The 25,251-nt window shown below is 40.5% G+C and carries 20 protein-coding genes, 3 tRNA genes and 1 pseudogene; 3 read left to right on the top strand and 21 right to left on the bottom strand.

Annotated elements, in window-relative coordinates; all coding sequences use genetic code 11:
* Positions 1-154 precede the first annotated feature (154 nt).
* Positions 155-549, bottom strand: a pseudogene (locus J2T13_RS03305) (hypothetical protein).
* Positions 550-931: 382 nt separating this feature from the next.
* On the opposite strand from J2T13_RS03305, the gene J2T13_RS03300 reads away from it, so the two are divergent.
* The gene (locus J2T13_RS03300) at positions 932-2,014 is read left to right on the top strand and encodes an AI-2E family transporter (RefSeq protein ID WP_429368290.1); all 1,083 of its coding nucleotides are present in this window, start codon (positions 932-934) and stop codon (positions 2,012-2,014) included.
* 70 nt (positions 2,015-2,084) lie between these two features.
* Here J2T13_RS03300 and J2T13_RS03295 read toward each other — a convergent pair whose 3' ends face one another.
* The 4 genes from J2T13_RS03295 to J2T13_RS03280 form a co-directional block, all read right to left on the bottom strand.
* Positions 2,085-3,485: an Ig-like domain-containing protein gene (locus J2T13_RS03295; protein WP_429368289.1), complete on the bottom strand. Its 1,401-nt coding sequence runs from the start codon at positions 3,483-3,485 to the stop codon at positions 2,085-2,087.
* Positions 3,486-3,601: 116 nt separating this feature from the next.
* Complete coding sequence (ung, locus tag J2T13_RS03290) at positions 3,602-4,270, bottom strand: uracil-DNA glycosylase (protein WP_429368287.1); 669 nt, start codon at positions 4,268-4,270, stop codon at positions 3,602-3,604.
* 392 nt (positions 4,271-4,662) lie between these two features.
* Positions 4,663-6,051, bottom strand: coding sequence for a glycoside-pentoside-hexuronide (GPH):cation symporter (locus J2T13_RS03285; RefSeq protein ID WP_429368285.1), 1,389 nt, complete (start codon positions 6,049-6,051; stop codon positions 4,663-4,665).
* 1 nt (position 6,052) lies between these two features.
* The gene (locus J2T13_RS03280) at positions 6,053-8,446 is read right to left on the bottom strand and encodes a hypothetical protein (protein WP_429368283.1); all 2,394 of its coding nucleotides are present in this window, start codon (positions 8,444-8,446) and stop codon (positions 6,053-6,055) included.
* Between the two features lie 212 nt (positions 8,447-8,658).
* Here J2T13_RS03280 and J2T13_RS03275 point away from each other — a divergent pair, with 212 nt between their 5' ends.
* The gene (locus J2T13_RS03275; protein ID WP_429368281.1) at positions 8,659-9,534 is read left to right on the top strand and encodes a helix-turn-helix transcriptional regulator; all 876 of its coding nucleotides are present in this window, start codon (positions 8,659-8,661) and stop codon (positions 9,532-9,534) included.
* A 319-nt stretch (positions 9,535-9,853) separates the two neighbouring features.
* Here J2T13_RS03275 and J2T13_RS03270 read toward each other — a convergent pair.
* A tRNA-Leu gene (locus J2T13_RS03270) sits at positions 9,854-9,939 on the bottom strand.
* Positions 9,940-10,112: 173 nt separating this feature from the next.
* Between J2T13_RS03270 and J2T13_RS03265 the strand changes: the two genes are divergently transcribed.
* Positions 10,113-10,289, top strand: a complete 177-nt coding sequence (locus tag J2T13_RS03265; RefSeq protein ID WP_429368279.1) for a YjfB family protein — start codon at positions 10,113-10,115, stop codon at positions 10,287-10,289.
* Between the two features lie 56 nt (positions 10,290-10,345).
* On the opposite strand, the gene J2T13_RS03260 is transcribed toward J2T13_RS03265, so the two are convergent.
* The 15 genes from J2T13_RS03260 to J2T13_RS03190 all read right to left on the bottom strand — a co-directional run bounded on the left by J2T13_RS03260 (position 10,346) and on the right by J2T13_RS03190 (position 25,241).
* Positions 10,346-11,161 carry a DUF2935 domain-containing protein gene (locus J2T13_RS03260; protein ID WP_429368277.1) on the bottom strand — a complete coding sequence of 272 codons (816 nt, stop codon included), beginning with the start codon at positions 11,159-11,161 and terminating at the stop codon, positions 10,346-10,348.
* Positions 11,162-12,168: 1,007 nt separating this feature from the next.
* Entirely contained in the window at positions 12,169-12,396 is a 228-nt protein-coding gene (locus tag J2T13_RS03255; protein WP_429368275.1) for a hypothetical protein, read from the bottom strand.
* A 37-nt stretch (positions 12,397-12,433) separates the two neighbouring features.
* Complete coding sequence (locus tag J2T13_RS03250; protein WP_429368273.1) at positions 12,434-12,850, bottom strand: hypothetical protein; 417 nt, start codon at positions 12,848-12,850, stop codon at positions 12,434-12,436.
* A gap of 409 nt (positions 12,851-13,259) precedes the next feature.
* Positions 13,260-13,333, bottom strand: a tRNA-Ile gene (locus tag J2T13_RS03245).
* Between the two features lie 43 nt (positions 13,334-13,376).
* Positions 13,377-13,453, bottom strand: a tRNA-Met gene (locus J2T13_RS03240).
* A gap of 71 nt (positions 13,454-13,524) precedes the next feature.
* Positions 13,525-13,689, bottom strand: coding sequence for a hypothetical protein (locus J2T13_RS03235; RefSeq protein WP_429368271.1), 165 nt, complete (start codon positions 13,687-13,689; stop codon positions 13,525-13,527).
* A 203-nt stretch (positions 13,690-13,892) separates the two neighbouring features.
* Positions 13,893-14,534, bottom strand: coding sequence for an orotate phosphoribosyltransferase (pyrE, locus tag J2T13_RS03230; protein ID WP_429368269.1), 642 nt, complete (start codon positions 14,532-14,534; stop codon positions 13,893-13,895).
* Positions 14,531-15,268: an orotidine-5'-phosphate decarboxylase gene (gene pyrF / locus J2T13_RS03225; protein WP_429368327.1), complete on the bottom strand. Its 738-nt coding sequence runs from the start codon at positions 15,266-15,268 to the stop codon at positions 14,531-14,533. The genes pyrE and pyrF overlap by 4 nt, the downstream gene beginning before the upstream one ends.
* Before the next feature lie 19 nt (positions 15,269-15,287).
* Entirely contained in the window at positions 15,288-18,512 is a 3,225-nt protein-coding gene (gene carB / locus J2T13_RS03220; protein WP_429368267.1) for a carbamoyl-phosphate synthase large subunit, read from the bottom strand.
* Positions 18,505-19,644 carry a glutamine-hydrolyzing carbamoyl-phosphate synthase small subunit gene (gene carA / locus J2T13_RS03215; protein ID WP_429368265.1) on the bottom strand — a complete coding sequence of 380 codons (1,140 nt, stop codon included), beginning with the start codon at positions 19,642-19,644 and terminating at the stop codon, positions 18,505-18,507. Before carA ends, carB begins: the two co-directional genes overlap by 8 nt.
* A 93-nt stretch (positions 19,645-19,737) precedes the next feature.
* Positions 19,738-21,027 carry a dihydroorotase gene (locus tag J2T13_RS03210; protein WP_429368263.1) on the bottom strand — a complete coding sequence of 430 codons (1,290 nt, stop codon included), beginning with the start codon at positions 21,025-21,027 and terminating at the stop codon, positions 19,738-19,740.
* A 102-nt stretch (positions 21,028-21,129) separates the two neighbouring features.
* Positions 21,130-22,041 carry an aspartate carbamoyltransferase catalytic subunit gene (locus tag J2T13_RS03205; RefSeq protein ID WP_429368261.1) on the bottom strand — a complete coding sequence of 304 codons (912 nt, stop codon included), beginning with the start codon at positions 22,039-22,041 and terminating at the stop codon, positions 21,130-21,132.
* Positions 22,041-22,622 carry a bifunctional pyr operon transcriptional regulator/uracil phosphoribosyltransferase PyrR gene (gene pyrR, locus J2T13_RS03200; protein WP_429368259.1) on the bottom strand — a complete coding sequence of 194 codons (582 nt, stop codon included), beginning with the start codon at positions 22,620-22,622 and terminating at the stop codon, positions 22,041-22,043. The genes J2T13_RS03205 and pyrR overlap by 1 nt, the downstream gene beginning before the upstream one ends.
* A gap of 319 nt (positions 22,623-22,941) precedes the next feature.
* A complete protein-coding gene (locus J2T13_RS03195) occupies positions 22,942-24,195 on the bottom strand; it encodes an LL-diaminopimelate aminotransferase (protein ID WP_429368257.1) in 1,254 nt (417 codons plus the stop codon).
* Between the two features lie 116 nt (positions 24,196-24,311).
* A complete protein-coding gene (locus tag J2T13_RS03190) occupies positions 24,312-25,241 on the bottom strand; it encodes an RluA family pseudouridine synthase (protein ID WP_429368325.1) in 930 nt (309 codons plus the stop codon).
* Positions 25,242-25,251: the final 10 nt, after the last annotated feature.

The raw sequence follows: 25,251 nt of genomic DNA, 5'->3' as shown, positions 1-25,251 counted from the left end.
TTTCGCCATACGCAGGTATCCTAGCTACGAAGGTGGCTTGGTCCCTCCTTCGGTTGGACTTTCACCAACTAGATAATGCGTGCCTCTGGGCACGCCATACCGAAAAAGCATCAAGTGTTTCTAAGTATTCTATACCCAGACACGTCCTTATGTATCACTCAAATATAAATTCCACTCGTGCACCCTCCACATAATTCTCAAGTTGATTTCCAACCCAAGATCCAGCACCTCTATTATCCTTTGGGCTTATGTATTCTATATCTGCGCCGACGCCACCTTCAGCGCACATGGCCATAGGCCACTCGTCACGATCATAGCCTTTCTTGGTAGCTATCCCCTTTAAAGATTCATTACGACTCTCCTCAGCCCCAGATCGATCGATTGACATATTGCAGAGTGCCCTGCTTCAATTGCCTCCTGTATGTGAGATGCTGTTTCGGGATATCGATCCCTTGGAAACAACAGGATATAATCGGATTCCATACTTTTCGGTACGGGATCAAGCGATGTCGCGTTAATCCGAAGTACTTCACGAGGAGATTGAAGCATGGCATCACCCTATTTTGAATTCCCCCCACACTTTTTACACCACTCATTCATAAATTGTTGTTAGTTAGGAGGTGATTCACATGTCAAGACATTCTTCCAGAAGAGCTATTAAAATTTCCTTACGTCCAGGTCAAAAAGTGCTTGTTACTGCAAAACGTCGCCACAGAAGACGCCACCACAGATGTTGGTAAGATTTAACTATTAGTATTGAAAGGAAGGCGATCATTCGCCTTCCTTTCTTCATCTATTCTACCTTCTACGATGGTCTAATGATGGCTTATTAGCGACACATTGAATCAACTTCCTCAAATTTGGTTAAAAAGAGATAAAGGTGACAATACATGAATTTATTTATACATAGATCGAAATCGGAGGGGTTCTTATGCTACAGAGTAAGTATTTACGCACGTGTCTTAGTATTATTGCTACTTTATTAATTATTTATTTGAGCTACAAAGTAAATTTCTTATTCATACCCCTTGTATCCATCTTCAACCTGCTCCTGGTTCCCATCGTATTATCGGGCTTTCTTTTTTATTTACTGCGTCCAATCGTTAATTATCTTGATCACAGAAAAATGAATAGGAGCTTGGCTATCTTACTTATCTACTTCGTATTTGCAGGCCTCATTGCGCTCTTCTTTATCCTTGTATGGCCAACGCTACAAGAACAAATATCTACCTTCATTCAAAATACGCCAAGCTTAATGGAGGATCTACAGAAACAATTAAATAAATATCAGAACAATCGATTCTTATCGCGAATCATTCCAACCCAATCAGAAATTACCGCTAACATTTCTAACTATGTAAACCGTCTAATTTCAGTCGTCACGGACTCGATCGCAAACTTAGTGACTGTTGTATCGAACGTAGTCATTGTTCTAGCGACGATTCCAATCATTCTCTACTACATGCTCAAGGAGAGCAATAAACTTGCTCCTAAGGTGCTACATTTGCTTCCTAGACGTTACCGAAAGGACGGTAAAGAGGTATGTGAGGAAATAGATAGCGCTATCAGTAATTTCATTGTAGGTCGTGTAATTCTGAATCTTATATTAGGTGTCATGATGTATATTGGATTCTTAATTATAGGTCTTCCATACGCTCTACTTCTTGCTCTCATATCAGCGATTCTTAATCTTATTCCTTATATAGGTGCTCTACTAGCGACGGTTCCAGTCGTTATTGTGGCACTAACCGTATCACCAACGATCGCCTTTTGGTCACTTATTATTATTATCATTACTCAACAAATTCAAGATAATATATTATCTCCTATAATTTATGGTAAACAGCTTGATATCCATCCATTGACTACTGTTATTCTTCTATTAATAGGTGCTGATTTTTATGGATTGATGGGTGTCATCCTTGCCATCCCTGCATACATGATTGTCAAAATCATTGTTGTTCGTATTTACGGGTTATTTCTATCCGAAAAGATCGAAGAAATCATTGAATAGAATTCTGAACATTACAGAAAAAATGCCCCCTTCGTTGCAAGTTGATTGCAATGAAGGGGGCATTCTTAAGTTATTTCGTTTTCGTTTTGGGTACAACACTGATACTTACCGTAACAGGTATACCTTGATATGAACCCGTAAGCGTAGCAGATCCAGTACCTATCGCCTTGATCGTCGCACCTTTAACGGTAATGACACTCGTATTAGACGAAACCCAGTTCACTTTAGTAGATAATACAGAGCTCTCTCCAGCAGAGTTCAGCCCCGTTACTTTAATAGGTTTAGTCTTACCTATAGTTAGCTCTACAGTCTTATTCTCCACTTTAAGAGAAGTTATTTTCTCTTCAACCGTGATGGGTATCTTAATATTTTTACCTAGATATGTAGCTTTCACTGCCGCTCTACCCTTAGATACAGCTTTTATATTCCCATCCTTAATCGTTACTACTTTTGTCGATGTAGATACCCAACTCACTTTATCTGACACATCTAATTTCGTCCCATCTGCATATACAGCCTGAACGGATGGGAGCTGCTGCTCACCGCCAACAATAACGTTAATACGACTTGGAGAGAAGGTTAACTTCAGCAACTTTGGAACTACACTAACATTCACGGTGACCTCAATACCTTGATATGAACCAGTCAGCGTTGTTGTTCCATTTGCAACAGCCTTTACAGCCGCTCCTTTAACCGTTGCCACACTCGTATTAGATGAGACCCAGTTCACTTTGCTTGATAATACTATGTTTGTACCTGCAGAGTTCATACCCGTCACTTTCACCGCTATGGACTTCCCAGCGATTAGAACAATATTCTTATTCTGAACTGTTAGTGAGGTTATCTTCTCATCAACAGCAACCGGTACTTTGACAAATTTACCAGAGTACATCGCTTTAACTGTGGTTTTCCCAATAGATACACCCTTGACTTTACCATCCTTAACCGTGACGATTTTAGTAGATGTGGATACCCAACTTACTTTGTCCGATACATCCACTTTCGTACCACTCTCAAGCTCTGCCTCAATGACAGGCAGCTTCTGCTCACTGCCAGCCAATAGGCTATAGCTGTTCTGAGAAGCTGTGAGCTTCACTACCTTTTCTACTATTTTGGATGCCGTAATCTTGATTTGTTTACTGACTTGAAATTTCTGATATTTCGCGGTAAGAGTCACTGTCCCTTCTTCAAGCGGCGTGATCACACCCTTTTCAACCTTTATAATCTTATCATCAGTCAATGACCATTCGACTTTATCGGAGTATTCTCGCTTAGTCTCCTCTATCGAATTCACACCCCATACTCTTACAGAGGTTCCCTCAACGCCAAGTGAAATTTCAATATCAGCTGGATTGTCATACTCTAATGAAGTGATTACTTCCTCAGCATATCCCGTCCCCGCAGGAATAACTAAAGCTACTAGCATCATAAGAGCCACAAGTAGTTTGGACAATCGGGTACTACGATTCATGAACTTCTCTCCTTTGTCTACATCTTCTCCATCTTAATAAAAGTTCTTATTCTATTCAATATATCGGAAATATTGTAGCAAAAGATGAGCTAGCCCCATAATTTCTGTTAACCAGCCTAAAGGTTAGGGATAGCCCAGTCAATCGGTGCTTTATCTATAGATTGTAAGAACTCATTACATTGTGAAAAGGGACGACTTCCTAAAAATCCACGATATGCTGCTAATGGACTTGGGTGCGTAGACTGCACAATCTTATGTATATTTGAATTAATTAACTGTGCTTTTCTAATGGCATGACTTCCCCACAGAATGAATACCAATGACTCTTCCCTTTCATTTAACTTCTTAATAATCGCATCCGTAAAAAGCTCCCATCCCAGTCCCTGATGAGACGTTGGCTGACCCTCTCGCACAGTAAGTACCGTATTAAGTAGAAGTACCCCTTCCTGACCCCAATGCGTTAAACATCCATGGTTCGGTATCTCAGTACCTAGATCATCATGAAGTTCTTTGTACATATTTCGTAATGAAGGCGGAATTCTTACCCCAGGTAGAACGGAGAAACTAAGCCCATGAGCTTGTCCTGCACCATGATAAGGGTCCTGACCTAATATTAGAGCCTTCGTCTCTTGGTAAGGCGTCAACCTAAGGGCTTCATATAAATGATCCAGAGGAGGATACACCGTATGTTCTTTGTATTCCTTCTTTATTGTTTCCTGTAAATCTTGAAAGTAAGGCTCTTTCATTTCATCTTGTAGAATGTCGTCCCAATCATTACCGAACATGAGATATCCTCCTTTCTATATGCTGTACATCTCTGCTGGAACCCATGAAGTAAAGTATGACTACATCATTATAGACATAACTCCCTCCTCGGTCTAGTAATGATAAATGCCTTGCATTGGACCCCAACTCCCTTTCACCGGTTTCACGATATCAGCTATCATAGGTCATTTAAACTTCATCAGCGACGGTACAATTATACATGGTGTAGCCGCCCTATCACTCAAAAAGCATTCAAAATCTATACAAACACTGCATGTTGCGATTGAACTTAACATACTCAAAAATCCGATTCCGGAGCTGGCGATTTACCAGCTCCAGAATCGGATTTAGACGGTGGAGCATGAGTCGTAGGTTTCCGGGTACATCTCGCCAGGCTTCACCTTAGAGAAAATTAACCTTTCGTGCCCAATTTTGCCTCCAATTCCTGTCTAATCTTGCTTTCATTTTTTTCATATTTAACGTATTTAAACATAATAATGGCTCCAAACGCAAAGAATATTGCTGGTAGCCAGGTGAAGCAAAACTTAATGGCCGCTAATGATTGAGCCGTCTGTGTCTGATTTGCCACATAACCTGCAGCATCTAAAATGACGGAAGGAATAAAACTACCTAATCCCGATCCCAACTTAATGCAGAAAGAAATTCCAACTGCTGTCAAAAATCCGCTGGCTCTAATGCCACTCTTCCACTCGCCATAGTCGACTGTATCTGAAAGCATTGCAAAAGGCAAAGTCACTGCTATACCCGTACCTAGTGAAGAAACTATCCAACCTATAATAATCATCGTAAGGTCACTTCCAGCGAACGCAATAATAACTTGTCCTATGGCTGCCAATGAAAACCCAATTATTTGTGTGTGAGATTTAATGAAACGTTTAACTATAAATGGCAATAGTGTGATAGAAATCATTTGGACAACCACTAGACCATTTAGAATAGAAGCCCAATTCTTATGTCCCAGGTTATACTCACTATAATATATCACTGTCGATGCTCTAGCTGTGTTTCCTAACCAGTAGAAAATGAATGCTATAACTAATATAATCCATGGCCAGTTCCCTTTAATAGCACGAAAACTCTCACGAATAGAAATGGATTTAGCTTTCTCTGTCGTACCAATTTCTTTCGTTCCAGTAAAAGCGAAGAGAAGCAGCAGGATAGCTACAACTGCAAAGATCCCAACAGTAACACTAAATCCTAATTTGTCATCACCATTTCCAAAGAAACTAACCAACGGGAGTGTAAGTGAAGCCGTAATTAGATACCCGATCATGCCCCCGTTGCTTCTCCAAGAATTTAAAGTGACTCTTTCATCCGAATCATATGTCAGATTTGGAAGTGCAGACGACATCGAAGCACTAATCCCTGTATAAATAACACCCGCTAAAATATAAGTGACCAGTGCATAAATCGTTTTTGCACTTATTGATATATCTGGAACTAGAAAGGCTAGAAAAACAGAAACTCCAAAAGGAACAGAAAGCCATAACCAGTAGGGACGACTTTGTCCCCATCTTGTACGCGTATGATCAATAACAATTCCCCAAATAGGAGCATCAAGAGCATCGACAAACCGTGCTACAAGTAAAATCATTCCTGCTGCCGCTACTGAAATTCCAAATACATCCGTATAGAAATACATGATATAACTTGTTAGAGTACAGTAGAGTAGGTTTCCTGCTGTATCGGTACTAGCGAAAGCCAATATTCGCTTTAATGATAATTTCGATGGCTTTGTATCACCATTATTTGTTTTTTCGACTTTTATCGCATTTTCCATTTTATTTCGCCCCCTGCATTTTACATATAAAGCGGCCTTCTGCATAAAGAATTTCTCTCACAATTTCACCCTCCTGAGAAATGAAATGTGAATCAGCAGCATAAAAGTGATATTCGGTTGGATATGGAGCGTAGCTATGAATTAGAAGTCCCTGATCTGTATATTCAATACAGCCATTCATTACTTTTATTTGATCTCCTTCTTCATACAAGAAGGTTTTTTTGCCGAATCCATCAAGATAGGCTGCAAGTTCCTCTCCCATATCCCAATCAGAAGTTTCTTCTTCTTTGCTGAACAACTTCGAAAAGATTCCGCCATCTCTATAAAATGTTGATTGTCCAAACCGATTTCTTGATAAGTCGGGACGATTCATATTCGGCCCCCCAACACTGTATGTCGATGCCGCCTCACCGGTATTCAACCTCTGGTCCGTAGCTTTTGCATCCGTATCATAACAATATAAAATTCCTACAGTAGCCCTATAAGCAGCCTTTAAATAACGAGTATCATGTAATTCCTCGTATACTTTAAGAGTCGCAGCAGCAGTTAAACCACCCCACAAGGAGTGAACCATATAAGAAAGTGATTCCCACCAGCGATCCGGATTCTGTGCTCTAAAATCATTTGAGAAACCTATGTTGGCAAGCAATAACTCTCCGTACTTTTTAGCAGCATTAATATGGCCGGAACTTGCTAATGCGCCAGCTGCTGGACCAAATCCAGCGTTATCATAAAAATGTTCAGTTACCGCTGCTTTATAAGACTCACTGTCTTTGGCGACATTCGCAGCCAGGTCTGTCCATAATGCATATATTTCATTGTACTTATCTGTTAATCCTCGATTTTTCATTTCATCTAGCAGACCATTGATATATAAGAAGAAAGTGCCCAACATTTGTGCTTCTTCTTTTCCTCTAGCTGTCTGGTGCAAATCAGGATTCACACGCAGTCTGAATACTTCTGCCGCCCACACTAAATACGTATCAGGACTGTTATGTTTTAATATCTTTGGCTCAAACCGCGATAACAAATAGAAAACATGGCCTATATATTCGAAATCCATGCATCGATAGAAATCACCATAAAGGTAGGCAGGTTTTAAAAAGTCTCCATTAACAAACCATTTCGGCCGAATGTAGTTAACACAACTTTCTTCTACCTTTTGCACTTCGGAAATATCAGGGCTTACGCCCAATAAATTCTTTTTCAAGATAAAACTCAGTTTCCCTAACGACTCTCCTTGATTGGAAATCGGGGAATAAGAGTACGGTATGTCACCCTCTGGACCGCTATAGAGTACATTGCTGACATATTGCGCCCTATTGGTGATAATGCTTTGTATAGGTTTCATCACATTAATAATAATGTTATCAATCTTACTGTTATCCAGTTCTATTGAAACTTTATGTTCACCTGGTTCTTCAAAAATTAAAGCGGATTTATAATCACTTCCATTTTTATAGATATATGACATTAGATTTCGCACCTTACAAACATCATTTAAATCTCTGTACTCTACATAAGCATCCTTTAAAGCTATATTGCCAGGTAGACTAAAAGAGAAATCATAGGGCTGATTGGTTATGGCAAGCGGTTCAAAATGATATATAGGATGTCCATATTTCTTACCTACCTGATAGAAATCCTCTTGATCATCAAACTCATCAAGCACAAATTGCCAATTCTTTTTTTCCTCCGATTTCACTAAAAATCCATCTTTAGAATAGATCCAATCGGAATTCGTAAATCCTTCAGGATATCCGCCTGCAAAAACTAATTGGTGGAATAAAATACCGTCCAATGAAGGGGAAACGTTTTCAAAAAAAAGATTTTCATATTCACAATACGTTCCTACGGATTTAGTTTCGCCATTTAGCTGGTAGATACCCAGATGTGGTGCATTATTGCTTCTTCGCACACAGGCCATTTTAGTGAAGTTTTGCGATATAGATGGAAAAACAGCCGTTGAATGACTTGTTTGCATATCTAAATCGTTCATGCGATACATGACATAAGCAAATGATGACCAAACTCTAAAATCAGAAATGTAAACATCACTATTTGTACGATTGATTAATTCAATTGTCCAAAATAAGGAGTCCACTGACTGACTCAAATCATAAGTAAAAAGGACATCTACATCATCCAAAACATATGTTACCGTTGCCAATTCTTCGAATAGACTCAATTTTCCATGAATCTCATTACTGTTAACCTTTTTATCGTTTATAGAAATAGTGAAATTCCCGAACAATTTATCCTTATCATCATAATTTACTTGTTCTAAATAACTCTCATCGACAACCCAATTCATCTTGTGTGGGTCATTCTTCAGGATTAATTTTGATACATTTCCATTTGTATTGAACTCCATCATAAATCTTTGGTTTTCCACTAAGTAACCCCCTTATTTCATATAAATATTTAGAATATCGTGGATAATAGCTATTTACTGAGATGAAAACGATTAATGCAACCGCTTACTATTAAGTATAATAAAAATTATTAATAATTAAATAAACGATTACAATATCTTTTTATACTTTTTCACTTTTAGTGATATTATGTAATTAGCATGACAGCCTTAGAAAGAGAGGGGGATATTCAATGAATGACAATTTATTTATCTCTATCGCTATTCCACCTTTCCCCATATTTATCGAAGGGAATTTAACTGAGTACGACATAGGCACTTTGCATCCGGATAGAAAAAACCTGGAATATTTCGATATTATCCTCGTCAAAGAAGGGGCTTTGTACTTAGGAGAAGAGGGGATAAATTATACAATTAGAAAAGATGAAATGTTGGTCTTATTACCTAACAATCATCATTATCCATTAAAACCAACAGATGAAATAACAAAGTTTTATTGGATTCACTTTTTTACCACTGGTAACTACGTACAAAGTAATCAACCAAGACAACTGGAATCCAATATTCCTATTCCTTCACTGCATTTTCACAATAAATTTCATACCATTCATCTTTCTAAAAAGAGTCAGCTCATTGATACGGATGATATATACGAAAAAATACAAGAATTACTAGTGGGTACAACAAAAAAAGATACAGAAATAACCTTCTGGGATATTCAGCAACGATTTTTCTCTCTATTAAATCTCTTAGATGGACAAGATAATGCAAAGGATATAAGCGTTTTAATTGCTGAAAAAGTAGAACAATTTATTCGGGATAATTTTAATAACGAGATTACAAACGAAACTTTAGTTGCTAAATTTAATTTACATGAGAATACGCTTGCCAAGTATTTAAAACAATATTACGGATATACACCCATGGAATATTTAAAGGAATACAGGTTAGAAAAGGCGAGAGATCTATTACTCAAAACTGATTATTCTATACAAAAAATAGCTGAACTTTGTGGCTATAATTGGGTTCCGTATTTCTCCAGATCATTCAAACAAAAATTTGATATCTCGCCACTTCAATATCGAAAGAATCATATAGGAAAACAATAGAATAGCATTACTGCACCGATTATGAGGGGTCTATCTATCTTGATAAGCTCGGATACCGCGAAAAACCTGCCAACACCTATTCTCATTTGGAGTACAGCTCCAAAGTATCTTCAGCATCAACAATGAGCGATGTTCTGATCTTTAAATCAAAAAAAGAAAAGATCGCATTACCCTCAATAATTCATGAGAGTCATGCGATCTTTTTCTTGTTCTCTCCTCTGGGAAATGGAGAGAACTGCAGGAGAGAACTCGATAAAAAGCTCTCTCCCAAGCTGGTTCAAAAACAAGGTTTTTTCGAAAAACCCTTATGTATCAAGGATGCCGAAGACCGGAATCGAACCGGTACGGTAGTCACCTACCGCAGGATTTTAAGTCCTGTGCGTCTGCCAATTCCGCCACTCCGGCATAATAAGACGTACGTACAGCTTATAGAAGCTGTGTTGCTGAGAACAATCTATTGTCAATTTCAGCTTTTTTATTATATAATACTAGCCGATATATTACAAGTTTTTTTAAAAATTATATTAAATATCATGATATGCTCCCATATGTCGATATATAGGTAAGGGAGGTGTATTATGGATATCGCAGCATTATCTATCTCGATGAACCAAGCTTCATTGTCACAAGCTGTTGGAATCAAGTTACTAACTATATCCAAAGATCAAGTAGAGATCCAAGGCAATAACCTCGTACAAATGCTTGAAAAAAGTGTTGCTCCTAATCTAGGAAGAAACTTAGATATTCTAGCATAAATGTCAGCCCACAGAGAAATTCTGTGGGTTTTATTTTCATATAAATCAACCAGGAATCAATGCATTATTTCTTTCTTGTTTACCTTAGCGCCGGATAAAGACTGATCAAACATATCGAGAATAAAAAGGAATCGTTCAGCTTCACGGAATACATGATCCGCTAGCAAAGGATGAATAATACTTTTTATTCGACATTCCTCGATTAAATCACGAGCTGTTTTCTTGAAATCACGCAAAGATTTAACGGAAACTCGGTTTTCATCAACAAATTGACTTAGTAGCGGGACCGTTTGAGATTGTGGTCGCATATGACTTAAGTCAATCGCTTGGAACATCAGCGTATCGAAATCATTACTGAAGTCCCGTGCTTGTTCTACCAACTTACGCTCAGAGGGATCAAGTAGATGACCAATAAATTTAGCATGATCGGCCATAATCTTTAAGAAAAAGATATTTTCATCAATAATAGCATCGGGTAAGGGTTCGAGTTTCCCTAAGTTGAGTTCTTCTAAGCGGTTTCTGAAATAATTCGCTTCCCGACTTATATGATCCACCAGCAAGGGGAAATTTGTTTGTCCCGGAAGTTTGCATTGCAATATAAGGCCCAGTACCATTCTCTTAAACGCCCAAATATGAGTCGCTGCATTCCGAACCTCTGTGTTAAACTCTCTGATTGTATACGGATCTGTGTCGTTATTAAATTCATACGACCTTCTCTCAATATTCTCAAAAATAGCGTGAAACTGATGAGCTTCTTTAATAAGTTTAGTATCTTCAGCTCTAAAACCTAACCCAAGAAAAAATGAATGTTCCTTCATGATCCTAGACCAAAACCGTATCTCATCTAATGATCGGGCAACAAATGCATCCACCCCTATCCCTCCCTTGTAAAAAAGCACTTACTTTAGGCATATGGGATAGACTTTGTCCGTTATGACATCTGATTTTTTCTAAATCACTCATTTATGAAAAAGGACATGTTAAGTCTATTTGTATTTCGGTGAGGGTCAAGCGTGAGCAGGCTCACAGACCAACAATACAATACCGTCATGCTGTTTTCTGCCCTTCGTCTGATCATTCCCCTTCGGACAGTATTACTTCAATTCTCCGCTGTGTAATCTTTGCCTGATTGATCTGTATATATGATCTTGACGATTTTCCCTAGATACTTTATTGGCATCATGCTCACTCCGCATAAGAACGTTTGTAGCTTATGCGAACTAACGTTCTTTAATGAGTGCAAAAAATCCTAAAGGATTGGTGCCCAATGGGATTAGTTGTATATTTTTTTGTATTTGCATCCAAGACTCAAATCCTTAACACAAATAATAGGTATCCAGCAATCTTAAGGGCATCCTCCAGATCTGCTCAGGGAAATTTCATTACTAATCAAAAAAACACCCTACAGCACTCACTATTCAAATGTCGATATCATTAATAGAAATTAAAGTGAATGTTTGTTAGACTGTGGTTAAACATACATTTAAAGCTAACACTAAGACGATTATCATTCAATCATTCCCATTCCCCCAGGATTTCCTCCATCTTATCGACCTGAATCATATAGTGATTTATTAACTGGGTTAACATAGAAAAGGCGAGAAGATTTACGCCCATTTTGATGCTGTTTTTTTAACAGCTGTACGTGTCATTCTCGCCATCTCCACAATATAAAGATATCACACCATACATCCAGTGGAATGTTACAAATTAATTATTTCCTAGTCAAAGACAGCCGAAAATTTTCAGATGAAACTATAAGACTTATGAATCTTAAGCTATAGCCCTTAAGAAATAGGCCCAAGCAACATATTCATCTCCTGGTATAGGGGTCACGACTAGTGCTACAACCAGTAGTGTCATTCACAGATTCACTTACCTATTCGCTATTCTCTTTTTCTATCAGCTCAAGATATAATTCATACTGCTCTTTTGTGATCATTCTACCCGTTAAAATTTCACGCAGCTCTTCCGGTAGAGCTTCGAGAACCTCATCTGGAATCTGAACCTCGCCCGATTGACTTTCTTGAGCTTGCACTCTAGATTGTGGGACCAAAATTGTAAAGGCAAACACTACGGTTAAAACAAAAACAAATAATTTTTTCATGTTTTCACTCCTATTCAATAACATTTATTAGTGCTGACTAATCCTGAGATAAACCAAAAAAATTTCTAAGCGGTGTTGAGTTATATTCCTGATAGCCTTTGATACGTAATAACTCATTTAAAGCAGTATCATAATCATCCCCATTTTTAAAGAGAACCGTTACATTACAATGTGCTAATGCAACATGATCCGCGAGACGTTCGGCAACTTGGTAAAATATTTTTTCATCAATCTCTTCTAAATGATAAGAAGAATATACGTAAGCTGTTATGTGGTTTTCTCTTCTGTCCTCCCCAATTCCCTCTTCCAGCCAAGGGAAATCATCATCGGTACTTGGACGTTGCTCATCAACAAGAATGATCCTACAATCCTTGTCGTTAAACTTGATATCCCATGCTTCCAAATCCTTTAATCTTATTACTCTTTGAAACCCACTTAAAAAATCAATATCCATATAATAATCCTTTCGAAAATCAGATTTAGTTAACCTTTTGTTGTATTTCTATACAATATTAACAAATATTTACTACTTAGAATCATGCATGATTAAATATTAGTCTATAGTATTTTAATATTAGGTTGTATTTCCGATAAAAAGTGTCATTAATTCAGTATTGGTAAAAACATTATCTATAATGATTCCAAGCACCGGAATTTACACAAGCCCAAGAAAGGGAAGCTGAGTGGTTTGTGCTTTATGTAGTTAAGCCCTTCTCAATACTCAATAAATTGGTACAATTGCTCATATTCTCTCAATTATGCGTTAGCACATCAATAACAACGTCTTATTCTTATTCATTTTTAATATGATAAAGGTATAAGACAAACAAAAAAACCCTTGATATACAAGGGTTTTTGGCGTATGGGCCTTGAGGGACTCGAACCCCCGACCAATCGGTTATGAGCCGACCGCTCTAACCAACTGAGCTAAAGGCCCTAAATAATTATGTAAACCACGAAAAAATAATGGCAGGTTTAATTGGTTGCGGGGGCAGGATTTGAACCTGCGACCTTCGGGTTATGAGCCCGACGAGCTACCGGACTGCTCCACCCCGCGTCAGAACACTAATGAATTAGCGACAAGAATTAATATACTATATCTGTACCTAATAAGTCAAGCATTTTTCATCAAGGAATAAATCGAACTCCAAAACGACCCCGTCGTGAGCGAAAAATTTCTACAGATCTTGGGTCATCATATCCATAAATCCAGCCATCATGTTCCAATCGCTTTGCTAGACAGCCCGCCTGAAATTCAGTCTTATACAGCTTACCGAAATATATCCACTGCATATCCTATCCCTCTTTCTCATGATGATTAAATAAGGTGTCGATGGCTATTGTTACCTAAGGTTGAGGCGATCATTCATCTAGGGCCATGGATATTTTTTCTTTCAAGACACTCTAGAAATAGATGCTAACTAAACACAAAGACTCACCCCTCTATCCTATGAGTTGGGCAAGTCTTGTGTTCTAATATTCAATAAAAATCACATTTATACTCCGAAAGATGTAGGATCTACTCTCCACGCCTTCAACGATTCTATATCTTCTGCTTCAATTTTCCCAAGTTCTAAGGCAACATCCATTAGAGCACCGTAATTAGACAAGCTCTGAAGCGGTATACCCGCCTCTGAGAAGGCAGTAACAGCTTGATCAAGCTGATAGCTGAATATGGCCAACACAGCCAATGGCAGCCCTCCTGCTTCTTTGACAGCTAGCGCCGCCTTCAGTGAGCTTCCTCCAGTAGAGATTAGATCTTCAATGACAACCACCTTCTGGTTAGCGCTGATAAGACCTTCAATCTGATTCTGTTTACCGTGTCCCTTAGCCTTATCTCGAATATAGGCCATAGGTAGATTTAGCTTCTGCGCTACCCAAGCAGCATGCGGAATCCCTGCTGTTGCTGTACCTGCTATCACTTCTACATCTGGATACTGCTCACGAATGACCGCAGCGAAAGATTCCGCTATGTAATCGCGAATTTCAGGGTAGGACATCGTCAAACGATTATCGCAATAAATGGGAGATTTTATACCAGATGTCCAAGTAAAAGGTTCTTTAGGACTCAAGGCTACAGCTTCAATCTGTAATAGATATTTCGCGATTACTTCAGGAATTTCTGTCAATTGACTCACGACTGGATCATCTCCTCAATGATTAGTTCTGCTGCTTCGCGCGGGTTCGTAGCCGCTGTAATTGGACGTCCCACGACAATGTAATGGCTTCCCTGTCTTATTGCTTCTCCAGGCGTAAGCACCCTCGATTGATCGCCTATGTGACTCCCAGCTGGCCGTATGCCTGGCGTTACTGTAATAAAGTCGCTGCCACAAGCTTTACCAATGGACGGAACTTCTTGCGCAGAGGCTACAACTCCTTGAAGGCCTGCTTCAGCTGTTAATTTCGCATATCTTACAACCGCGTCTTGAATATTACCTGTTACACCAATCTGATCATTTAATACAGACTGACTTGTACTCGTTAGTTGTGTTACCGCAATGATCAGTGGCTTCTTAAGGGAAGGATCGCTAGCAAGTGCAGTAACCATCCCTTCGTATGCCGCCTGCATCATTTGAGTCCCACCCGCGGCATGAACATTAAACATATCCACACCAAGACGAGTGATGCTCTCAGCACCACCCCGTACAGTGTTAGGGATGTCATGCATTTTCAAATCTAAGAATACTGAGTACCCCTTAGACTTCAGTTCCCGCACAAAGTCCGGGCCTGCAGCATAGAATAGCTGCATCCCGACCTTTATATAACAGGGAATTCCCTGTAATTGATCTATTAAGAGAGAAGCCTGTGTGGCATCTGGATAATCCAGTGCCACGATCAGACGACCTGCCATGTTCTTATATTCATTATTCATAGATTCCACACGCCTCTCCTTATTGCCCAATAAATGCTGGCATTGCTTGGGATGAGAAGTTGATGGTATCTAGCATAATAAGTAATGCTCTTACTGTATCCAGTGAAGTCATACATACGATGCCATTCTCTACCGCCTCACGACGAATTCTGAACCCATCACGTTGTGGCAATTTACCTTTGGTCAATGTGTTAAATACAAACTGTGCTTCACCATTACGGATTAGATCTAGAATATTCGGCGTTCCATCGTCACTCAGTTTAAGAACCGTTGTTACATCGAGTCCAGCATCATTCAGAGCTTGTGCCGTTCCACCGGTAGCATATATTTTATAACCTAGTCTCTTAAAGCCTGTTAGAAGTTCTACCGCTTCTTCCTTATCTTTATCTGCTACGGTCGCAATGATCGCTCCTGTCGCCGGTATTTTCATACCTGCACCAATCAACCCTTTATAGAGCGCCTTAGCGTACTGAAGGTCACGTCCCATAACTTCGCCTGTGGACTTCATCTCAGGTCCTAGCGTAGTATCTACTCTGCGTAATTTGGCGAAGGAGAATACAGGCACTTTCACAGAAATATATTTACTTTCAGGCCATAGTCCTTCTTGGTAGCCTGCATCTTTCAGCTTCGTACCTAGAATAGCCTGCATAGCTAGATTAGCCATTGGAATGGTTGTTACTTTACTCAAGAAAGGAACCGTACGTGATGAACGTGGATTCACTTCAATCACGTACACTTCATCTTTATAGATAACAAATTGGATGTTAACGAGACCAATCGTTTTGAGCTCCTTAGCAATCTTAATCGTGATGTTCACGATTTTTTCTTTCAAATGATCTGCTAGATGCTGTGGAGGATAGACTGCAATCGAGTCACCTGAGTGTACTCCTGCGCGTTCAATATGCTCCATAATCCCTGGAATCAATACAGTATCGCCATCACAGATCGCGTCCACTTCTACTTCTTTACCCATCATGTAGCTATCGATCAATACAGGATGTTCAGGATTAATCTTCACCGCATGTTCCATGTAATTAAGCAATTCCGCATCAGAATATACAATTTCCATGGCACGTCCACCTAGTACATAAGAAGGACGAACCAGTACTGGATAACCGATTGTATCTGCTGTTGCAACAGCTTCTCCAACAGAAGTTACTGTTTTACCATTCGGTTGAGGAATGTTTAGACGGTTTAGTAAGGCTTCAAACTTCTTACGATCTTCCGCCTCATCGATACTTTCTAGACTCGTACCCAATATTTTAACACCTGCAGCACTCAGTGGTGCCGCTAAGTTAATCGCTGTTTGACCTCCGAATTGGACAATAACGCCAACCGGTTTCTCTTGCTCAATCACATTCATAACATCTTCGAAGAATAAAGGTTCAAAGTAGAGTCGATCCGATGTGTTAAAGTCTGTAGACACCGTCTCTGGATTGTTATTAATAATAACAGCCTCATAGCCCGCCTTCTGAATCGCCCACACCGCATGAACAGTCGAATAATCGAACTCAATCCCTTGACCGATCCGAATTGGACCTGAACCCAATACGATGATCTTCTCCTTCGACGTCTGGATCACTTCATTCTCAGTCTCATAAGTAGAGTAATAGTAAGGTGTTGAAGCTTCAAACTCTGCTGCGCATGTATCTACCATTTTGTATACGGGACGCAACTTATGGCCTAATCTGAATTCACGAACCTCCGCTTCAGAGACATGCTTACTCGTAGTTGGGTTCTGCTTGCGAATTTCTGCAATCGATTTATCCGTAAATCCACGTCTTTTCGCTTGATAGAGCGTCTCATAAGAGAGTATTTTTTCTTCTTGAATTAAGGTCTCAAAGTTGATAATTCCCTCGATTTTATCTAGGAACCACCAGTCAATTTTCGTTAAATCTTGAATTTGTTGAAGCGTATAACCGCGACGGAAAGCTTCAGCAATCAAGAACATTCTTTCATCATCTGCTTTAACAAGACGCTCATTGAGCACGTCTTCGCTCAGTTTTTCTGCACCCTCAAGATGGAATCTATGAACGCCAATTTCTAGCGAACGGATAGCCTTATGAATAGATTCTTCAAAAGTACGACCGATCGCCATGACCTCGCCAGTTGCTTTCATTTGAGTTCCAAGCTTACGGTTAGCGTGAATAAATTTATCAAACGGCCAGCGTGGAATTTTACTTACAATGTAATCAAGTGTTGGCTCAAAACATGCATAAGTTTGTCCCGTTACTGGGTTAATAATTTCGTCGAGCGTGTAGCCCATAGCGATCTTTGCTGCCATCTTAGCAATTGGATAACCGGTCGCCTTTGAAGCTAGCGCCGATGAACGGCTTACACGTGGATTAACTTCAATAACATAATATTGATAGCTTTGCGGATCTAGTGCAAACTGTACGTTACATCCACCTTCAATATTCAATGCGCGAATAATTTTGAGAGATGCGGATCTAAGCATTTGATACTCACGATCTGATAACGTTTGGCTAGGTGCAACTACGATGCTATCCCCAGTATGAACGCCCACTGGATCGAAATTCTCCATGTTACATACGACGATACAGTTATCGTTTGCGTCACGCATAACTTCGTACTCTACTTCCTTCAGTCCAGCAATACTCTTCTCAATCAAGCATTGTCCGATTGGGCTGTAACGAATCCCGGAGACAACCGTCTCACGTAATTCTTCTTCTGTATCACAAATTCCTCCACCCGTTCCACCCAGCGTGTATGCAGGACGAACGATAAGCGGATAACCAATCTGAGTCGCGAAAGCGAGAGCTTCTTCAAGGGTAGTTACAATATCGCTCTCCGGAACAGGTTGATCCAGTTCGCGCATTAAATCTCTGAATAAATCGCGATCCTCAGCTTTCTCAATCGATTCAAGCTGCGTTCCTAGCAGTTTCACATTCTCTTGTTCTAGAATGCCTGCACGGGCTAATTCTACCGCCATATTAAGTCCAGTTTGACCTCCTAGTGTAGGAAGCAATCCATCAGGACGTTCTTGACGAATAATTTGCGTAACAAATTCTAGCGTAATGGGTTCAATATATACTTTATCCGCCATATTCGTATCGGTCATAATGGTTGCAGGGTTACTGTTAATTAATACAACCTCTACGCCCTCTTCTTTTAGAGCCTGACAGGCCTGTGTACCAGCATAGTCGAATTCAGCTGCTTGACCAATGACAATCGGACCTGATCCGATAACGAGTATTTTCTTAAGTTGATTATTTTTAGGCATTTTGTAATGCTCCCTTCACGGCTGCGGCTAATTCGGCTTGACGCGGTTTAGCTGGGCATTTGATTTTATGATCCGCAATCATTTGCAGGAATTCGTCGAACAGATAGCTACTATCTTGGGGTCCAGGTGCCGCTTCCGGATGATACTGTACTGAGAATGCTGGATAGCTACTATGTCTCAGACCTTCAATAGACTTATCATTGTTATTAATATGCGTAACTTCTAAGTCTGTATTGCGGATAGACTCCTGATTAACCGTGTAACCATGGTTCTGTGATGTAATATAACAACGATTGCTTGATAACTCCTTCACAGGATGGTTACCTCCACGGTGACCAAACTTCAATTTCTCCGTATCTGCACCACAAGCTAGAGCAAATAATTGATGTCCTAGACAAATGCCGAACATTGGGTATTTCCCAAGAAGCTCAGATACTGTTTTTACAGCTTGAGGTACATCTTTCGGGTCCCCAGGACCATTAGACAACAGAATACCATCTGGATGTAAACGACTGATTTGCTCCGCAGTAGTGTCTTGAGGAACTACTACTACATCACAACCACGTGCAGTAAGCTCACGTAGAATCCCACTTTTAGCGCCAAAATCCACAAGTACGATCCGTTCTTTCGATCCAGGGCTACTGTACGTATATTTAGTAGATGTGCGCGCTACTTGATCTCTCAAAATTTCACTACCCGTTAATCTTTCTTGTAACTCTGCTACAGAAGCAGAAGAAGTTGTTAGTAAGCCTCTCATTGTACCGTGGCTACGAATCATACGAGTCAACATACGCGTATCGATCTCACTAATACCTACGATGCCGTGTTCTTTCAGCAGATCGTCAATGCTGTACTCTGCACGCCAGTTACTTGGTGTTGGTTCATGACGACGAACGACAAACCCATGGATAAATGGAGCTACCGACTCGAAATCGTCACGCGTAATCCCGTAGTTACCAATTAGCGGAGAAGTCATCGTTATAATTTGACCACAGTAAGAAGGATCCGAAAGCACTTCTTGATACCCTGTAATCCCTGTATTAAATACAACTTCACCTGTAGATTCACCCTCTGCTCCAAAAGCCAACCCTGTAAACAATGTCCCGTTCTCCAATAACAATCTTGCCTGCATTCCATCCCACTCCTCTGTCGTGTACTTCAGTCCTATATATTATCTTTCCATATAAAATCCATGTTTATTGTTGTGCTGTTCATGCGTAGTTCTTTATTCTGACCAGACGATGTTGCCATTTACCCATGTTGTTACTGGCCAACCTTTTAACTTCCATCCTGTAAAAGGTGTGTTGTGTCCTTTGGAGACGAACTCTTCAGGGTTAACTTCCCTTTCAGCTTCCAGATCAATCATCGTCAGGTCAGCAGGACTTCCTTCCACAAGCTGCCCTGTATTTAAGCCGAATACTTTAGCTGGATCAGCCGTCATCCGTTGTACTAGTAAGGATAAATCCCACAACCCTGTCGCAACGAACTTCGTGTATAACAGTGGGAATGCCGTTTCGAATCCCACGATACCGAACGGAGCTAACTCCATTCCTTTTGCTTTCTCATCAGCACTATGTGGAGCATGGTCCGTCACAATCATGTCCAGTGTTCCATCTAGTAGACCTTCGATACATGCCTCTACATCTCGCGGCGAACGTAGTGGAGGGTTCATCTTCCAATTCGCATCTAGACCCGGAATGTCTTGTTCAGACAGCAGCAGGTGATGTGGGCATACCTCAGCAGTAACATGAATACCAATAGCCTTAGCTTGGCGAATCAACCGCACCGATTGTTCAGTACTGACATGGCACACATGATAGTGGACACCTGTCGCCTCGGCTAGCAGAATATCGCGACCGACATGAATAGCTTCGGACTCGTTAGGAATTCCCTTCAAGCCATGTCTATTCGCGAAGTCTCCCTCAGCCACACATGCACCAACAACCAGTGAATTATCTTCACAGTGCGCGATGACTGGCATATCTAGTGCAGCTGCCTTATACATCGCATCCTTCATCATTTGTGCGCTTTGTACACCGACACCATCATCGGTGAACCCAATCGCTCCTGCTTCTTTCAATGCTGCAAAATCCGTTAACTCACGTCCGAGCTCATTCTTCGTTATAGCTGCGTAAGGTAGAACCTTCACAATTCCAGCTTCACATGCTTTCTCGAGCACGAGCTTAATCACATCTGGATGATCGGTTACAGGCCGCGTATTAGGCATGCAGGCAATGGTCGTGAATCCACCTTTTGCCGCTGATCGACTTCCACTTTCAATCGTTTCTTTATGTTCAAAGCCAGGTTCACGTAGATGGACATGCATATCAATGAATCCTGGAGTAACCAGTTTACCCTTTGCATCCACAACTTCTGATGCTTCTAACTGAAGATTCGCAACCTCTATATGACCATCCAACAGAGTTTTAATCACGCCATCCTCAAGTATAATATGTTTAACCTCTTGCATACCTTGCTCATTAAGAACACTTGCATTCATGATTATAGTTACCATAATGACCTCCGCTCATTGATTGCTCAATATTCTCATAATCTATTGTATAATAATAATTCATATTTGTGTATATTTATTAATTTATTTATCGTCTATTTTTCCTTAATTCTTCAAAGCGCGTTCTATAACCGCCATTCGAATCGGTACACCATTACTCATTTGCGGGAATATCATCGACTGTGAACTCTCGACCACAAGATCATCAATCTCTACATTACGATTCACCGGTGCGGGATGCATAATGATTGTATCCTTAGATAATTTAGCTGCCCTTGCTTCAGTTAGACCATATTGTACTCTGTATTCCGCAGCTGATTTCAGGATTCCCGTTGCATGACGCTCAAGTTGCACTCTAAGCATCATGACTACATCAGCTTCCATAGCTTCATCCATCGATACATACGGAGCATATTGCTCAAGTTCAGGTGCTCTCATACTGTTTGGTGCGCAGAACCTTACCTCCGCACCGAACTTCTTCAATGCCCAAAGATCCGAGCGAGCAACTCTACTATGTTGTATATCCCCTATAATGGATACCTTCAGACCTTTAAGGGATCCAAATTTCTTACGCATGGTATACAGATCCAGCAGTGCTTGAGTTGGATGCTCATTATTACCATCACCAGCGTTAATTAGGGGTATATTGACGGTCTCAGCTAGATGCTGTAGTACCCCATCTGGCTTCAAGCGAATGACTCCAGCATCGATTCCCATGGATTCAAGCGTTCGCACCGTATCGTAGATCGATTCACCCTTATCTACACTAGAAGCTGCTGCTGCAAAGTTCAGAACCTGCGCTCCAAGACGTTTCTCAGCCATTTCGAAGGAGAAGCGAGTTCTTGTACTATTCTCAAAAAACATGTTAGCCACAAATTGTGAGTTCAGCATAGGGACAACCTTCTCACTCTGTGATTCCCAATAAGCGGCTCTATCGAGAATGGATTCGATCTCATTCCGGCTCAAATCTTTTAGACCCAGCAAACTGCGTTCTTTCAGATGAGTAGCTGTCATCATTACACTCTCTCCTCTCTATATTGAGAAATCGTTACCTCGTCTTTACCATCTGTTTCTGTCAAGGCCACTTCAATTAGCTCATGGTTGGAAGTCGGTACATTCTTACCAATATAGTCAGGTCTAATCGGTAGTTCACGATGTCCGCGATCTGCAAGTACCGCTAATTGGATCATTCGTGGACGGCCACAATCCATCAAAGCATCCATCGCTGCGCGAATTGTCCGACCTGTATACAGCACATCATCAAACAATATAATTTTTTTATCTTGAATACTCACATTTCCAAGACTATCTTTTAGTTGGTTAACTACATTATTAACAGATGAGTTTCCCTCTTCACTTGCCTTTACCCGATCATCTCGGTAACCCGTGACATCTAGTTCTCCCCAAGGAATCGGCGTTCCTTCGATCTCATGAATCCGTTCAGCCATTCTCTGAGCTAAATATACGCCCCTAGTACGGATTCCAATCAGAATACAATCGCCAATACCTTTGTTCTTCTCCAATATTTCGTGAGCTATTCTAGTCAGTGCTCGACGAATTGCTGTTTCATCCATGATGACATGAACTTCTCTATTCATGGTTCAAGACTCCTTCTGTTGGGATTTCTTTAACATCTCCCGTGACAAACAAAAAACTCCTTACCCAATTGGCAAGGAGTGCACGAATTCATCCATTACAGAATGAATGAGAGGACAACCGTCGTAATCCAATAAGAGCATATACTTATAGGATTGTGCGGTGAACCTCGGTTCACGTAACCTTGCCAGTCTCACGGGACTGAATTAAAGGTGCTATTCATTTGAAAATAATTATGACAGAACCCAGCAATAGTGTCAACTGTTGCTGGGTTCTGTCACTTAAACATGAAAGGGATCTGCATATGCAGATCCCTTATCATTAAAATTCGAATTGTATATCACTTAGACGACGTTTAATTTCAGTTATAACTCGTTTCTCATCTTCTTCACCACTGGCTATGAACGTAACAGAGAACCGAACGAAGTGCCCTGCATCATCCCAAGGCACAGTGGATATTAATTTCTCCCGAATGAGGAATTGAGAGAAGTCCTCTCCAGATTCGAAACGTTGTCCCCCTTTGACACCCTTAGGTGCTTCTACATATAAGAAGAAGGAACCTTTTGGCTTCTCAGCCGTAAAGCCAAGCTCGTTGAGTGTATCCACCAACAGATTATGGCGACGAGAGTATTTAAGTGCAATTTGTTCTGTGATCTCCGGATGAGATAACCCGTATGCCGCAGCTTTCTGGATCGCTATGAACTGACCGGAATCGTTATTATCTTTCACATCACTGAAAGCTTTAACGATTAACGGGTTTCCTGCTACAAACCCAATTCTCCATCCTGTCATATTATAAGATTTGGATAGAGAATGAAGCTCCACAACAACATCTTTAGCGCCAGGAACGGATAAGAAACTTAATGGTTTCAAACCATCATAAGTAAGGGCAGCATAAGGAGCATCGTGTACTACAACTACGTCATACTTCTGAGCCCATTCAACCACACTAGTAAAAAATTCTTCGGTCGCACTAGCGCCTGTTGGATTGTTAGGATAATTTAAGTATAGTAGCTTCGCCCGGCGAGCAATGTCTTCAGGAATACTGTTCAGATCAGGAAGAAATTGATTCTCTTTCTTCAACTCAACTGTATACACTTCTCCACCTAAGTATTTCGTATGTGTTCCAATAACTGGATATCCAGGAACCGTCATAATTGTAATATCTCCTGGATTAATGAAACAGGAAGGAAGCATCGCTAGGGCTGGTTTGGAACCAATAGAGTGAACAATTTCAGTCTCCGGATCAATACCACTTACACGGAATACTTCTTTCAAATACTGCGCTGCTGCTACTTTGAATTCTGGGATACCATTATCGGAGTAGCCGCGGTTCTCTGGTTTAGCAGCTTCTTCAGCAAGCTTAGCTACAATGCCCGCATCTGCCATCTCATCGGGTTCACCCACGCCCATATCGATTAGCTCGATATCAGGAAAGTCCTTCTTAGCAGCTGCTTTAGCACGCTTAATTTTCTCGAATTTATAGATGGATGTGTCTTTTCCATAGTTAGAACCACCGATACGATCTGCAAAATTACTCTGGATATACGTTGCTTGATATTGTTGAATACTCATATAATTGTCCCATCTCCTATTGTAAGCAAAATTTTATTTCATATAAAATTCTACCCCTAAATATGAGGGAATCCATGGCTTTATGCCATGGACTAATTATCTAATGATTTGTACTTTTAACGAGTACGAAGCCCTGCGAGGAGTTCTTCCAAATCTTCAGGTATGGGAGCAGAGAATTCCATGTACTCTGCACTTGAAGGATGAATAAATCCAAGTACACCAGCATGTAACGCCTGACCGTTTAGTTTAATTCCTTTGCTCCGTCCATACAATGGATCACCCACTAACGAATGTCCAATAAACTTCATATGAACACGAATCTGATGTGTCCGCCCTGTCTCTAACTGAAGCTCAAGTAATGTATAGTCACCGAGACGCTCTTTTACTGTAAAATGAGTCACCGCACGCTTACTGTTCTTTTCCGTAACAGTGAACATTTTACGATCCTTAGGATCACGTCCAAGAGGCGCATCAACTGTGCCTTGATCATGACTGACGCTCCCATGAACCAACGCCATATAACGACGCGTAACCGTATGCTCTTTAAGCTGAGCCGCGAGAGAAGCATGGGCTTTATCATTCTTAGCTGCCATAATAAGTCCTGATGTATCCTTATCAATTCGATGAACAATACCTGGACGAATTTCACCATTGATACCTGACAAGTCCTTACAATGATACATAAGTGCATTAACTAACGTTCCAGAAGAGTGCCCTGGAGCAGGGTGAACGACCATACCTTTGGGTTTATTGACCACAATGACGTCTTTATCCTCATACACAACATCGAGCGGAATATTCTCCGGAATAATTTCAACTGTCACGGGTTCGGGAACAGTAACCTCGACATGATCACCTACCGAAAGTTTATAATTCGCTTTCACGCTGTTACCATTCACCTGGACATGATCATCAGCAATCCACAACTGAACCTGAGAACGAGATATATCCTCTTCCCACACCTCGGTTATGTACTTATCTATTCGTTCTTTAGCATAACTCTCATCAATCGTCCATTCCCTTAGATCCAAGTCTTGCTCAAGCATGTAGCCTTCG

The organism is Paenibacillus sp. DS2015 (assembly GCF_050433705.1).
Lineage (GTDB): Bacteria > Bacillota > Bacilli > Paenibacillales > Paenibacillaceae > Paenibacillus_AQ.
This window is presented reverse-complemented; position numbering and strand designations above follow the sequence as displayed.